Origin of the sequence: Paenibacillus sp. TC-CSREp1 (assembly GCF_050171015.1) — a bacterium.
Lineage (GTDB): Bacteria > Bacillota > Bacilli > Paenibacillales > Paenibacillaceae > Paenibacillus > Paenibacillus silvae.
The window spans coordinates 86,931-101,536 of the sequence record NZ_JBNOKM010000016.1; the positions used below are offsets into that span (position 1 = coordinate 86,931).

General features: G+C 47.5%; 12 protein-coding genes and 1 pseudogene. 3 read left to right on the plus strand and 10 right to left on the minus strand.

Features of this window, described 5'->3' with window-relative positions:
* Positions 1-5: 5 nt before the first annotated feature.
* From ACQSGY_RS23235 to ACQSGY_RS23255, 5 genes are all read right to left on the minus strand, one after another.
* Positions 6-2,789 (minus strand): glycoside hydrolase family 3 C-terminal domain-containing protein, encoded by a 2,784-nt coding sequence (locus tag ACQSGY_RS23235; RefSeq protein ID WP_427181063.1) that lies wholly within the window; start codon positions 2,787-2,789, stop codon positions 6-8.
* A gap of 196 nt (positions 2,790-2,985) precedes the next feature.
* On the minus strand, positions 2,986-4,074 hold the full coding sequence (locus ACQSGY_RS23240) for a low temperature requirement protein A (RefSeq protein ID WP_427181065.1): 1,089 nt from the start codon (positions 4,072-4,074) through the stop codon (positions 2,986-2,988).
* Positions 4,075-4,154: 80 nt separating this feature from the next.
* Complete coding sequence (locus tag ACQSGY_RS23245; protein ID WP_427181067.1) at positions 4,155-5,114, minus strand: ring-cleaving dioxygenase; 960 nt, start codon at positions 5,112-5,114, stop codon at positions 4,155-4,157.
* 146 nt (positions 5,115-5,260) lie between these two features.
* Positions 5,261-5,488 (minus strand): DUF896 domain-containing protein, encoded by a 228-nt coding sequence (locus ACQSGY_RS23250; RefSeq protein WP_090924289.1) that lies wholly within the window; start codon positions 5,486-5,488, stop codon positions 5,261-5,263.
* A 287-nt stretch (positions 5,489-5,775) separates the two neighbouring features.
* On the minus strand, positions 5,776-6,156 hold the full coding sequence (locus ACQSGY_RS23255; protein WP_426333887.1) for a winged helix-turn-helix transcriptional regulator: 381 nt from the start codon (positions 6,154-6,156) through the stop codon (positions 5,776-5,778).
* A gap of 179 nt (positions 6,157-6,335) precedes the next feature.
* On the opposite strand from ACQSGY_RS23255, the pseudogene ACQSGY_RS23260 reads away from it, so the two are divergent.
* Positions 6,336-7,351, plus strand: a pseudogene (locus ACQSGY_RS23260) (zinc-binding alcohol dehydrogenase family protein).
* 105 nt (positions 7,352-7,456) lie between these two features.
* Here ACQSGY_RS23260 and ACQSGY_RS23265 read toward each other — a convergent pair.
* The 5 genes from ACQSGY_RS23265 to ACQSGY_RS23285 form a co-directional block, all read right to left on the minus strand.
* Positions 7,457-8,482 (minus strand): SPFH domain-containing protein, encoded by a 1,026-nt coding sequence (locus ACQSGY_RS23265; RefSeq protein ID WP_427181069.1) that lies wholly within the window; start codon positions 8,480-8,482, stop codon positions 7,457-7,459.
* A 21-nt stretch (positions 8,483-8,503) separates the two neighbouring features.
* Positions 8,504-9,274 carry a TPM domain-containing protein gene (locus ACQSGY_RS23270; RefSeq protein ID WP_216518876.1) on the minus strand — a complete coding sequence of 257 codons (771 nt, stop codon included), beginning with the start codon at positions 9,272-9,274 and terminating at the stop codon, positions 8,504-8,506.
* Positions 9,275-9,297: 23 nt separating this feature from the next.
* Positions 9,298-10,329, minus strand: a complete 1,032-nt coding sequence (locus tag ACQSGY_RS23275) for a TFIIB-type zinc ribbon-containing protein (RefSeq protein ID WP_289376140.1) — start codon at positions 10,327-10,329, stop codon at positions 9,298-9,300.
* Between the two features lie 42 nt (positions 10,330-10,371).
* Positions 10,372-11,079 carry a PspA/IM30 family protein gene (locus ACQSGY_RS23280; RefSeq protein ID WP_427181071.1) on the minus strand — a complete coding sequence of 236 codons (708 nt, stop codon included), beginning with the start codon at positions 11,077-11,079 and terminating at the stop codon, positions 10,372-10,374.
* A gap of 145 nt (positions 11,080-11,224) precedes the next feature.
* Entirely contained in the window at positions 11,225-11,443 is a 219-nt protein-coding gene (locus ACQSGY_RS23285) for a hypothetical protein (protein ID WP_427181073.1), read from the minus strand.
* A gap of 185 nt (positions 11,444-11,628) precedes the next feature.
* Here ACQSGY_RS23285 and ACQSGY_RS23290 point away from each other — a divergent pair, with 185 nt between their 5' ends.
* Positions 11,629-13,278: a PrpR N-terminal domain-containing protein gene (locus ACQSGY_RS23290; RefSeq protein WP_427181075.1), complete on the plus strand. Its 1,650-nt coding sequence runs from the start codon at positions 11,629-11,631 to the stop codon at positions 13,276-13,278.
* 251 nt (positions 13,279-13,529) lie between these two features.
* Positions 13,530-14,516, plus strand: a complete 987-nt coding sequence (locus ACQSGY_RS23295; RefSeq protein ID WP_111270184.1) for a 2-keto-3-deoxygluconate permease — start codon at positions 13,530-13,532, stop codon at positions 14,514-14,516.
* Positions 14,517-14,606 lie beyond the last annotated feature (90 nt).

Sequence of the window (14,606 nt, forward strand, 5' to 3'; positions counted from 1 at the left end):
CTATATCAGACCTGTTTAAACTCAATCCAGTCGATCTGCAAGCCCGGTTTGGTAAAGTCGAGCTTCAGCTCATACAGTCCGGCTTCCAGCTGTACTTTCACCAGCTTTTGTCTGATCCATTTCCCTTCCGTACCATTCGTTTGAATCGTTGTTGCCAGCTGACCGTTCAGCAGCACATTACATGCGCTTTGTGCCAGCTCAGGCTCTGGAGACATGATCTGCACAATAATCCGATACTGGCCAGCTTCATTGACTTTCATATACACAGGCCCTGTTACCTCAGGTTTAACTTGTGCATTCTCAGACAGTAATTGAGCGTCCGAAGCGGACAGGGACGCATTGGCCTGGAAGGAAGCCACGTTCTCTACAATCTCATGTTTGCGTGAGGATACCGGCGCATTCATGATGAATTTGCAGATGTTGATCGCGGAGCGCTGCAGCTCACCGCGAGTCAGGGTTCCATTTTCCAATGATTCCATCGTGTTGTCGTCCCAGCCGTTGATCTCTGCACCATAGTTTGGCACGACCATATAGAGGTCGTTCTGTGCGCGAACCATCCAGTTCGTGAACTTGCGATCCGCTTCTCCGCCTTCTACTACATCGTTCATAATGGCCCACCAGTCCGTCATCACAATGCCATCAAAGTTCCATTCTCCGCGCAGGATGGTAGTATTCAGATCATAGTTGGACGCGGCCCAGTGTCCGTTGATCGGATTGTAGGAGGTCATGATGGAGTTGGCTCCACCCTCTTTTACTGCGATCTCGAAACCTTTCAGGTAGATTTCACGCAAGGCACGCTCGGACACAACAGCATCGACCTTGCTGCGGTGTTTCTCCTGGTTGTTGCAGGCAAAGTGCTTCAGTGTGGCGTTGGAGCCACCCTTCATAATGCCTTTCGTACATGCCGCGGCAAATACACCCGAGATGAACGGATCTTCCGAGAAATATTCGAAGTTGCGACCGTTCAGCGGGCTACGGCGAATGTTAAGTCCAGGCCCGAGCAGTGTATCCACCTGATTGCGCAGCAGCTCTTGTCCTTCCATCACATAAAGCTCTTCTACCAAATCTGCGTTCCACGTTGCTGCTAGCAGTGTACCGATGGAGACTTGTGTCGCCTTCTCCCCGCTATCCATACGGATACCGGATGGGCCGTCTGCCGTACAAGCCACTGGAATGCCATAACCAAACAGACTGTCGCTTACGCCACCAAAAGCCGAGGCGGTTCCCGAAGTAACCAGCGGACTGCTCATGCCTTCCCCGCGCACCAGCGCTGCCAGATCCTGATCGCTCAGCTGAGCTACAAAAGCCTCCAGACTCACTTTACCCGCCTTCACATCGCTCAGCTTGTAGCCCTGATTGCCCGTCTGCTCCAGCGTCTGCGGCAGGTTTTGTGCGATCCGATCCGCGATGGACACGCTGCGTTTTGGTACAGCTGCATAAGTCAGCTCGTAGGTTCCATCTGGCTTGCGTGCGCCTGGTTTCATACGTGTAAAGTCTTCCGTTGGTGCCATCGCTTCCTGCAATTGCTCTACCAGTTGAACGCTGTCTACAACATAACCCTCCTGGCCATCGATGCCAACATGACTGGTCTGCTTCACACTCGTACCCACGTGCAGACGATATGTTCCCGCTTCAAGCACATAGGCAGAAGCATATCCCGTCACACCCGCATCATCATAGGAAGCCATGCGATAAACAGGGAAGCGGATCGTTAACAGCTCGGAGTCGCCGGGCTGCAGTAATCCTGTTTTGCCAAAAGCCGCGAGCGCCTTCACCGGTTGTCCCAGCTCTCCCTGCGGTGCTTCATAATACATCTGAACCACTTCTTTACCCGCATAAGTCGTGCCAGAGTTGGTCACATTCACCCGAACTTCGATCAACGTCTCCCCGTTCTCGGTAACGGTTCGAGCTTCCTCGGTTTGAGTCGCAAATGTCGTGTAAGAAAGACCATAACCGAACTCAAATTGTACTTTTTCAGGTCGAAACGTTTCGAAAAAACGATAACCTACATAAATATCTTCCTGATACAGGTTCTTGAACTCATTGCCGTAGTTGCTTGTAGACGGGTAATCTTCAATAGAATAGGCAATCGTATCCGTCAATTTTCCGCTTGGCGTCACGTCTCCCACCAATACGTCCGCAATGGCGTTACCGCCTTCCATGCCCCCGTGCCAGGAGTAGATTACACCTTGAATCGGATGCAGAACCGTTTCGTTCAGCCAGCTCATATCCATAATATTCGAGACGTTAAGAACCACAATCGTATGTTCAAAATGGTTCGTCACATGCTTCAGCATCGCCTTCTCATCGTCGGTCAGACGATAACTTCCGGGTGCATCTGCATTATCCTGATCTTCCCCTGCGGTGCGTCCAATGACCACGATTGCTTTGCTCGATTGTCTTCTGGCCTGTGCCACCAGCTCATTTGTGAGCGGCATTTCCTTCTGGTTCCACGGCTCGGCAGCCCAAACCTTCCCGCCATCATCAAATGGATTTTCCTCGATCCACTTCTCATAAATGGCCGCCAATTCTTCGTTAACGGTAATGTTCTTTTTGCTGCGTAGTCCGTCCAATAGATTCGTTGTGTACGCGACGTGCACACTGCCGCCTGACCCTGTGCCGCTGCGATAATAATTCACTTGAATTCGGCCAAAAACTGAAACGTTTTCGGAACGTCCGAGTGGAAGAACCTGTCCCTCATTTTTAAGCAAAACGGCTCCTTCTGCAGCTACCGTTCTGCTAAACTCTGCAAACCCTTCCAATGGAACACCAATTAGATTTGTACTCAAAGATTTCCCTCCTGATTGTCATCCCCATATCTGTATAATAACGAAATTCGTGAATATGGCAGATTTACTTGTACATAGTCTCATATTAACAGATTGCAGGTATGAAAATATATGAGAAATATTTATGTTCATATAACAAATACTAAAGCCGCGAACAGGTTCTGTTCGCGGCTCTCTTATTTTATATAAGCACAGGTCAGGTCGTCAGCTTCGCATACACCAGGAAGAACAGCATATCCTCACCCATGATGACATATGCGGGAACACGGTAGATCAGATCCACCACCACAAAGACAGCTAACAAACTCAACATAATTACCATATGACGTGGACTCAGACGCAGATGCGGGTGTCTGTAGCGATGGAACACCAGCGTCGTTGACAGGAAATACAGCAGCACCGAGCCAAACACAAAGGCCAGCATAAATTCGTAGTTCAGTTGATTCAGGTACAGCAGTTGAATGGACGCGGCAATCATGCTCATGGAGATGTATATAAATAGATGCCCGTAGATGATGGCCTGCCCGGCTGTCTGCATCTCTTTGCTCACCTTTTTCTCCACGTTATCAAAGTACTGCCACCACATAGCGATGACAAACAACGATGTGAAGACGGTAAACAGAATAGACGGCAGGTCCCAATGATCCGCTGACAATACCGCGATAATACTTACCACGGACTCTCCCAGCAGGATCAGGGTAAACAGGGCAAAACGTTCCAGCAGATGATGTGTCTGCACAGGCACTCTGACCAGGTTTTTACGACCGAGCAGCGGTAAAATAATATCTACAGCGATGCCCGCGTACAGGATCACATAACGCACCCATGAATCAAAGAACAGGGAGCCGGATGAAATCACAATGCCAATGATAAAGGAGAGGCCCAGAAAACGGGCAGCCTGCTGCTGATGCTTGCTTTTTGACTTATGGATCGTCAGATATTGAATCGCGGTAAACGCTCTGGAACCGATATATCCAACAAAGAAGGCCAGATAGTGTTCGTCAAAATGAGTGGACAAACTCGCCGTCATCACCAGCACGGACAGCAGTTGAAGGATGAGGAAAATCCGGTGGCTCAGAATATCCTGACCATAGCGGTTAATGAACAGAGTCTGCCCCACCCATGCCCACCATACCGGGATGAAGATCAGCACGAATTTCAATAGATATTCAAATGGTATTACGCCATGCTCGGCATGCAGCAGTACATGGCCAGCTTTGGAGACTGCCGCGACGAAAAGCAAATCATAGAACAGTTCCAGCCAGGTGACCTTTTTCTCCATCATCCCTCAATGCTCCTTTGGGTTAAAATTCATGATGTGCCCAGAGAACGTGCTCCGGGCACATCTTATTTAATATCTCTACCTTACTCCGTCACAGCTGTTGCAGGTGTGAGTGTTCTGACCTGGATCGGCTGCAGATTATCCTCAATCTGCGTGCGGTATTGCTCGAACCATTCCGGCAGCATCAGTTTCTGTCCCAGCGCTTCAGCCGGTTCATCTCTTGCAAAGCCCGGAGGATCAGTTGCGATCTCAAACAGTATACCACCTGCTTCTCTGAAGTAAATAGCGTTGAAATACTGACGATCCCGCACCGGGGTTGGCTGGTATCCGTAGTCACGCACAGCCTCGCTCCACTGGACATGCTGTGCATCATCCACCGCGCGCCATGCGATATGGTGCACAGTCCCTGCGCCGCCCATACCCAGCGGAACACGGGTAACAGGTACATCCACAATATTCCCGATATCACCGATGGAACGGAAGCGGGCGAACTCTTCATTTTCGCCTACTTTCACGAATCCAAGAATACGTTCCAATGCATCCATGGTACGCTGCGGGTTCACACTGAACAGAACAGCTCCGCCGAAACCTTTAATCGCATGTTCAGCCGGGATGCCTTCCTGCACCCACGTATTGGCTGCGCCCTCTTCCCGTTCAACCAGTTCCAGACGCAAACCTTCGCTATCTTCGAATTGCAGCAGCGGTTCATCAAAGCGCTGGGTTCTGGTCACTTCGATATTAAAGCCTTCCAGACGGTTTTGCCAGAAGTCCATTGAGCCTGGTGGGATGACATAAGACGTGATGCCGACCTGCCCGCCGCCGATCTGACCTCGAGGTGACCCTGCTGCCGGGAAGAAGGTGATGATTGTGCCAGGGCTGCCGTGTTCATCTCCAAAGTACAGGTGGTATACATCCGGTGCATCAAAGTTTATTGTTTTTTTCACGAGACGAAGTCCCAGAACTCCGGCGTAGAAGTCAACATTGGCCTGTGGATCTCCGGCAAAAGCCGTAATGTGGTGGATACCTGTTGTTTGAATGTTCATAATTATTTCCTCCTTGGATTGTATGTTCGTTGATATCGCAATTTTTATATTTTCTTTATTATCTTTAAATTAAGATATATGATCTGTAGAACTAGTGCAGAGATAATGCCTCATCCGCACTAGTGTTTATCTTCCGAGCAGTTCCTCTATGGATTCTGTCTGGAAGCCTGCTCTTGTTTCAATTTATCTGGAGTCACGTCATCGCCGTTTGGATCATAGATGGTCGCATTCAGCAAAATGTCGTTGACCGAACCACGGAAGGTCTGCAGATATTCCTGCCGAAGGCGAGTCTGCTCTGCCTGCTCCATCTCCGTCAATCCACCCGCTTTCGCTTTTCGCGCGAGCTCATTAATTCGCGTCAATGTTGGAATCATCATCTGGACCACTCCTCCTGTACCTGGATTATAGATATTTATTTGAGTATATTCTTGCCTTGCGGTTGCTGTCACTATTCTTTGTTGTATTCAAATTAAATATCTTAATATAAAGATAAATGATTACGGAACGGATGTCAACACTTTGTTTTAAAAACTCCTTGTCCTGTATTTTTAAGCTGCTCCATACAACACTGACCGGAATGGAAATAAGCCATTTGAATAAGGAAACAGCAGAGAACAGTATCATCTGCTATTTCCAATGTTTAAAGAGTCCATTACCTGAACTAAGACTCAGTACTTTCCGAAGCACCCCTTTTAATAGCAATCTCTTTGTTGTATCTTTCTCCCCAATCCCTCATCAGCATAATAATGGGTTCCAGTGTAAAACCGAACGGGGTTAACGAATATTCTACTCTCGGTGGAATTTCTCTATAGACTTCTCTGTGCACGACTCCGTCATTTTCCAACTCACGAAGCTGAAGAGTCAGCATCCGCTGTGTAATGTCAGGTATCAGTCTGCGAAATTCATTAAAACGCTTTGTCCCTGAAAGCAAGTAATATAAAATAATGCCCTTCCATTTCCCTCCTATGACATCGAGCGTTGCCTCCACAGGGCATCCGTAGGGGTCAGGACAAGCAGAGTATGGGTTATAACTATCGTCCATGTGTACCTCCATCATGTATTAGTATAAAAATGAATACTATACGACAAAAATGTGCGTACTTACGAAAAATAAGTGTTTACCCTATTATAACAAATGTAAAGACATTAAAACGATCTATCTGCTCTTGTTGCTTTAAACCATAATCAGATGATAGGAAAGGATGAAGAATGTTGGAAACAATGAAAGCTGTAGGTTTGTATCGTTACTTACCCATTGAGCATCCAGAAAGTTTGTTAGATGTAGAGCTCAATAAGCCAGTTGCTGCAGGTCGGGATTGCTTGTTCGTGTCAAAGCGGTGGCTGTAAACCCGGTTGACTACAAGGTTCGATCACCAAAAGAAAAAGTTGAGGAAGATCCTAAAATATTAGGCTGGGATGTAGCAGGCATTGTTGAAGAAGTTGGAGCGGATTGTACATTATTTCAACCAGGAGACGAGGTCTACTACGCTGGTGACATCACTCGGCAAGGTGGGAATAGTGAATTTCAACTTGTAGACGAACGGATTGTAGGCAAAAAGCCGAAATCTTTGGATTTTGCACAAGCTGCGGCACTGCCTCTAACGACAATTACGGCTTATGAGGCTTTATTTGATCGTATGAACATTAGTCGTAATCCTGATGAAAATAAAAATAAAACCATTTTAATTATTGGTGCCGCTGGCGGAGTTGGCTCTATAGCCATTCAATTGGCGAAACGGGTTGGGTTAACCGTTATTGGTACAGCCTCCCGACCTGAATCCATTGCCTGGGCAAAGGAACATGGGGCGGATCATACCATCAATCACTTTGAAGAGTTCGTTCCACAATTAAAACAGGTGGGATTTGAAACTGTTCATTACATTCTTTGCCTGAACACAACTGAAAAACATTGGGAAAACATGTCGAAGTCCATTGCCTCTCAAGGGAAAATTTGCTCTATTGTTGAAACAGATGTTCCGCTTAATCTAACTGTACTCAAAAACAAAAGTGCCACCTTTGTTTGGGAGACGATGTTTACAAGATCCATGTTTCAGACAGAAGACATGATCGAACAACATCGACTTTTGAATGAAGTGGCTGATTTAATTGATAGCCAAGTCATCAAAACGACTTTAAACAAACGTCTTACCCCGATCAATGCTGAAAATTTAAGAAAAGCCCATTCATTATTAGAAAAAGGCACAACGATTGGAAAAATCGTGTTAGAACATTTTTAATATAAACCCGAGCAAGTAAAGCTATACCATGCGAAAAGCGAGAAGAAAGAGCCTGCACCGTAGTCAAAACTTACTGCGGAGCAGGCTCTTCATATATCTGTTACATTAGGCCAGCTTTTGTCCACAGTTCGGACAGAAATTAGCCCCTTCATTTTTAGTGCCGCAGTTCGGGCAAAAGTTTGGCTTCTTGCCATCGCCATTGGAAGGCTGAGACGCTCCCCCATTACTATTTTGTTGTTGACCTTGATTCTGGTTGCTTTGGTTTGCATGATTCGAGCTTGAATTGTTCTGGTTCATGTTTTTCATCATTTCATTTGCCATGTTCATGCCCATCATCATGCCGGCCATATCCGAGGCCGCGCCGCCGCCCTGCACTTTACCGGATGAGATGCCGTCCGTCATGCTCACCTGCTGATACTTCTGCAGATTGCCGATCATTTCATGCGAGGCTGTTTTGGTGATCATATCCTGAATCTCCTGCGGATAGTTGAAGCTCATCACCTGGAAGCCGGTAATGCCAATTCCGATATCCATCATCTGCATATCCAGGTCTTCCTGAATACCGCGTGCAATATCCGAAGCATTCGCTTGTAAATTAAACATATCTTTGCCCTCACGGCTAATCCACTTCATCAGCAGCTGATCCAGCACCGATGTGATGCGGATTTTGACATCCTCCACCAGATAGCTCTGCTTAATGCCCGCAACCTTATCAATCAGCGTCACATAGTCGCTCACTTTGAAGTTAAACGTCCCGTTCGCCCGAATCGGCATACCGCCCGGAAGCTGCGGTGTCGGAATTAACACCGGACTTTGCGTGCCCCAACGTACGGTGAACTCTTTTGTGTTTACAAACAGCACCTCAACACGCATCCCACTGTTAAATCCAAACTTGAAACCTTTCAGCGTAGACAGAAACGGAATAATCTCCGAATCAATATTAAAGGAACCTTCGTCTTCAAAAATCCCTTCCACCTTGCCGTTATTCAGAAAGATCGCATCTTGCCCTGCGCGAATTATCAGCTTACTGCCTTTCTTGATCTCGCGATTGCTCCACTTCCAGAAGATCATATCATCTCTGAATTCTTCCCACTCCACCACGTTGGAAAACTGATTTCTGAAAAATCCCATACTCGATCCCATCCCTTCAATTTAGAAAGACCGGCTGCTGCCGCTGTGAGAATGTCCACCCGCGGTTGTACCTCCACCGCCGCCTCCGCCGTTGTTGTTATTCTTCTCAATCTTACGCTTGGTGACCGTTGTGCGAATGTATCGATCCTGACGATCAATCACATGAGAGTTGCTGGAATCCTCATAGGTTGAACGGTTCACCGTCACACGTCCGCCGGAGCGATACATCATCACTCCAACAACAACGCCACCAACAGCCAAGGATGCAGCCACTTGAAACCATGTTTTAAAAAGAATATTATCTGGATTTACCCCAGGCTTGAGGTCCAGGTATTCGTAAGACAGATTTAGAAACTTTTCAAAAGCCATTCGGTAATTACCGTCTGTCAGGTCTGGAGCTATTTTTTCTGTAATTTTATCAACCCTGCTGTTATCGACATATTCTTCACCTTTATAAAAACCTGCAGCGTATACTTTACGATTGTACATGTCTAACGTAAGCATTACCGTATTGCCGTGCGGCTTGTCATATCCCGGTGCCCGATCATCATAAAATTCCTCGGTCAGCAGCTTCTCATCCTTATGCTCATCGTTGTTGGTTGTATAAATGATCAAGTCTGTCTGCCGCTCCGCCGAATATTGATTCGCCAGTGCATTCAATTCATTGCGGTCCTGCTCACTGAGCAGGTTAGCCTCATCATAGATGAGATTTTTGTTCTCCGCTGCGGAAGCCGATGACATCGGCAAGATCGGAGCGAACAGGGTCACTATAAGGACAATAAGCGCAGCCATGGCAGTCAGAGGTCTTTTTTTAATCACAGGAATCCGCCTCCCATCATCCAGGACACCAGCTTCAGCGATATTAACGACACCGCAGAGACACCCGTGAACCATCCTGCGACTTTGGCTTTGCTGATCGGTGGCTTGCCCACCACTTTACCCGTTTGTCCATTCATCGCAAAGGTATACTGTTTCCGATTGTAATTATAGTTTACCATCCATACCGGCAGCAGCACGTAATCTGCATTTTTCATCGTTGTATCAATCTGTTTATCCGTATAGCTCACACTGGTGTATCCCGAGACAGTAGACGCAATGTATGAATCAATATAAGATCTCGTTTTATCCTTGGCTCGGGGAAGCAGCTCGTCTTCGGTATAACTGTATTTTTCCGCGATGTATCCCGCCAGATACGGGGTTTTGAACAATTTCAGCTCACCGTATGGAAAGGGCTCCAGCTTATCCATCAGCTCATCATTCATTTTCTCGGACGCATCTATAGGCAGATTCACATACTCCAACCGAATTTTACGATAAATATCAAAATGCTGCGTCTCTGTATAATGGTAGTCACCCTGCGTATAGGACCTGACCTTGGTGCCCTGAGCATGGACTTCAATTCGGTTATGTAAATCATACAGCCAGAACGGTACATAGATGCCGGTAATGCTCTGGATTCGATCTGCGGTCATGAAGCCGCCGGGTGTGAGCAGACCGTTTTTGCACCATTTTTTGAATGCCTGTTTCGCTTGCTCTTTGTTGATGGAAAAAGGAATCACCATCGCCGGGGCCAGCTTGCCCGTCAGCCGATCACTCAGAACAACCGCCGCACCGCAGAAGCTGCATGTCGTTGCACTCGTCTCCGGTTCGGTAACAATATCTGCTCCGCAGCTGTTGCAGTGGTATTCCTTCACCTCATCCTCCGTGAATACCTGTCTCTTCATCGGATCGGGGAGCTGTTCAATATTGTCCTCTCTTCCGCAGCTCGGGCAAGACAATGCACCGGATACACTGTCAAAGATCATGCCGCTGCCGCAGTTCGGACATTTATACTCTACTACCGGCATCTGCTCACCTCCATGTCTGAATCAAATGTACTGGCTTCCCCTCTATTTCCCAAGCTTCTTCTGGATCGCTGCCAGCTCCTCGTCTGCGCTCGGAGTCTGTTGCTCACTCTGCTTATTACCCGCATCTGCGTTCATATCCCGCTCCAGCTGTGCAATAAGTTCGTCGAGATCGTCCTCCTGCGTGCCCGCACGAAGCTCGGCCAATGCTTCCGCTTCATTCAGTGCCTGATTCGCTTGATCCTCCATCGCTTTAAACGCGGATTCCGCACGGCTCGCAGACACATTCCGTTCATTTAACTGCTGCTGCGCCTTGGCATCTGCCATTCGACCTTTCAGCTCGGCATGTCTCGCTTCCAGCTTCTCCAGATCGGCAACGAGTTTGTCGTTCATATGTTTCATCATCTGTGCTTTAGCCGATGCCCGGTCGTAAGCCGCCTGCAGCTCGTTGCGTTTATCCGCCAGCTTCACCTTTTTCTCCAGGAAACTGCGTGCCTTGTCTACATCACCCGACTCGGCGGATTTCTCCGCATAACGCTGCAGCTTGTTCACCTCAGCCTGGCACTCATCCAGTGCCCGCTTTGCCCGATTTTCATCCGACAGCACCGCTGCCGTCTCTGCCTTCACCTGTCCCAAGTCACTGCTCAGACTACGCATATACTCATTGACCGTCTTCTCCGGGTCCTCTGCCCGGCTAAGCATGTGGTTCACGTTTGCTTTCATCACGTCTCTAAACCTCGATAAGATTCCCATTAATCGTTCCTCCTTCGGGTGTGTTCATATGTATACTATAATACATGAATAGGACGGCATACGTTTCATTTTTCATACGAGTACAACTCGTCATTGTCTCATTTTCCGAACAGAATTATCTCTTCCAAGCACTCTGCAACTCCCACTATGTCTCCTCAGGCAAGCTCTCTACCGCTGTGAAAAATACATCCAGCAGCTGCACCCCGTATGTCGTTTGAACATATTCAGTGATCACCGCCACATCCTCCTCCTGCTGATATTCCAGACATGGACGTCCTTCACTCCACAGCACTCTGCACGGGAAACGCTCCACCACACTCTGGATAATCTGATCAGGATCAGCTGCTTTATGAATATTCGGCATATGTCCCCACTCCTTCCGAATGCTTTAATTTTGAAATAGATCTCTCCTCCCTTCAGTGCAGTTCATCACATCGCTCCAAGGATGCCTTTCTTCTTCAAGTTAGCTATAATAAAGGGATCAATGAATCTATAAAAGGCAGGAAAACTATGCGTACACGAGTTCACTTCATTGCTCCTTACGAGTCAATGATTCCTATTATACAAGACTGTATACCCCGCTATCCTCAGTTAGCCGTTCAAACCGATGTGGGCGACCTGGCGAAGGGTGTGGAGCTGGCTGTGCAGGCTGAAAAAAATGGTGCCGAGATCATTATCAGCCGCGGCGGAACCGCGCAGCTCATCAAACAGGCGGTGACCGTACCGGTCATTGATGTGCAGTTGTCCGGCTATGATATGATCCGTTCCCTCACACTCGCAAGTCAGTTCAACGGACATACCGCGATCGTGGGTTTTTCCAATATTACATCGGGTGCACAGTCTATTATCGACCTGATGGATCTGCCGCTCAAGGTGTATACGATCCACAGCTCGGAGGAGGTTGCCCGGCTGCTGCTGGAGCTGAAAGCATCCGGTTACCAGCAGATTGTGGGTGACGTCATCACTGTGAACACGGCCAAGGCCTACGGTCTGGAAGGTTTATTGATCCAATCCGGCACGGAATCCATTCTCAGAGCCATGGAGGATGCACAACTGGTATACCGGTATTTAAGCAAAAATCAGACGGTATCCGTCATTCTGAATGACCTCGTTACCCAAGAGCACCCGAACCTGCTCATCATGGGCGAACAGAATGAAGTGGTGCTGGAGAACCTGACTGATTTTGACCACAATCCACTCACCGCAAACCACCTGTATTTGATGAATACAAGCCTGGAATTCCACCAATCCAGAATTCAGAACGTATTCATGGTAGACGATTATCAATTAACGGTGCAGGCTTACGAAACAACGCTGGATAACAAGAGCTACAAGGTGTATCTGCTGGAAAAAGGAGAGCCCTATGCCTTTGCACAATTCGGCATTACCACCTTTACCGATTCCTCGATGGAACCCATTGTTGCCGAATCACCTGCTATGCAGGCGATAGTAAAGAACATTCGCGCGCTGTATACGCATCATGAACCGATATACTTGTTGGGTGAAGCCGATTCGGGTAAATCTTTTCTGGTCAAACACATGCATCAGATGCACTCTGGTGGCGGACTTCTGTTACAGATTGATCTCTCTCAAGTGCCATCAGGCCATTTGCACAAAATTCCACTGGCCAAGGTAAAAACAGTGGAGCTGAATCAGATCGAGTCACGCCTGCATGATCCCGAGCTGCTGACCTTTATCCAGTCGTGTCTAGAGAATAACATCGGTCTGTTTATTCTGAGCGATAACGTGCCTGATCCAGACTGGACACTCAAGTTAGAGCTAAACATCCTCATCATGCCAGGACTTGCTGACCGTACCGAGGACCTTGAGCCCTTGATGCAGCATTTCCTGACCGGATATTATCACCAATACGGCACAACAGCGGTTCGAATCAAGGAGGATGCGCTTCAGCTGATCCGTGATCAGGCTGCACACATGAACGTCAGCCAGCTGAAACATCTGATCAAACAAGCCGCGCTTAACGAGCCGGAATATGTGATCACAAGCGGAACCTTAACCCGTCTGCTCCACCAACAGTCTGCGGTAAATGCAGGTGCGATGAAGCTGAATGGCACGCTGAAAGAGATTGAGAAAGAAGTGATTCAGCTCGTGCTGCAAGAGGAAAATAACAATCAATCCAAAGCTGCTGAGCGCCTGGGGATTAACCGGGCCACATTATGGCGTAAACTTAAAGATTAACTTTAAGTTTACGTCTTTTTTTATGGACTTTTTTCATGGTATCTCTACGAGCTGTTGTATCAATTTTTCTTTGTCCTTTTATTTGATCGTTTGATTGGATTTAATCTACACGCCAATGTGTTGCATTTTTAAACATTTTTAAATGTATTTTAAATTTATAATAATTTATTGTTGCTAAATTAAACAACATGCGTTAACATAATCCCTGCAAGCGCTTCAAGAAAACGATTACTTCATAAGGAGCTACGACAATGAACATTAAAGCTACTCTTGATCGCATCCCTGGCGGTATGATGGTTGTTCCCCTGTTGCTTGGTGCAACAATCAATACATTTTTTCCGAATGCCCTGCGCATCGGCGGTTTTACAGAAGCACTCTTTGTCAACAGCGCCAGCACACTCATTGCGCTATTCCTGTTGATCGCGGGTACACAAATTACGTTTAAAACAGCCGGCTCCTCTGTCGGCAAAGGCTTGACCCTGCTTACATTCAAATGGGCGATCGGTGCAGGTCTTGGTTTTATCGCGATTTTATTTGCCGACTCGAGCGGCTTGTTCCTGGGACTTGCCCCGCTGGCGATTATCGCGGCTATGACTAATTCCAACGGTGGGTTGTACATCGCACTTGCAGGTCAATACGGCAAAGAAGATGACAAAGCAGCCTATCCGTTCCTTGCACTTAGTGACGGACCGTTTCTCACAATGGTAGCGCTCTCGATCTTCGGCGCAATGGGCTTTGCCAACGGAATGTTCTCTCCGATGTCCTTTGTTGCGGTATTGCTTCCACTGATCGTTGGTGTCATTATTGGTAATCTGGATCGCAATATGGCTGAATGGCTGCACAAAGGCAGTGACAAGCTCGTACCGTTCTTTGCTTTTGCACTAGGTATGGGGATTAACTTCTCTTCCATTATCCAGGGTGGACTTGGCGGAATTCTGCTTGGTGTGCTGACCGTGCTTCTGACGGGTGGTATTGGATACCTGCTCTTCAAAGCGATTGGCTGGAATCCGATTGTCGGCGCATCCGAAGGCTCCACAGCAGGTAATGCGGTAGGGACTCCAGCGGCGATTGTGGCTGCCAACGCTTCCTTTGGTCCCATTGCAGAGATCGCTACGGTGCAAATTGCAGCAAGTGTTGTGACAACGGCGATACTGTTGCCGATCTTTATTGGCTTCCTCTCCAAACGACTGGAGAAATCAGGCGGTGTCGCCAAATATAATGAACGACCGACCACATAAATGCAGACGTGAAACTGAGATATTTCATTTCTAAATTTTTCAACCATAAAAGTTGGACTATTTATTTACACACTAACGGAGAGGACAGAA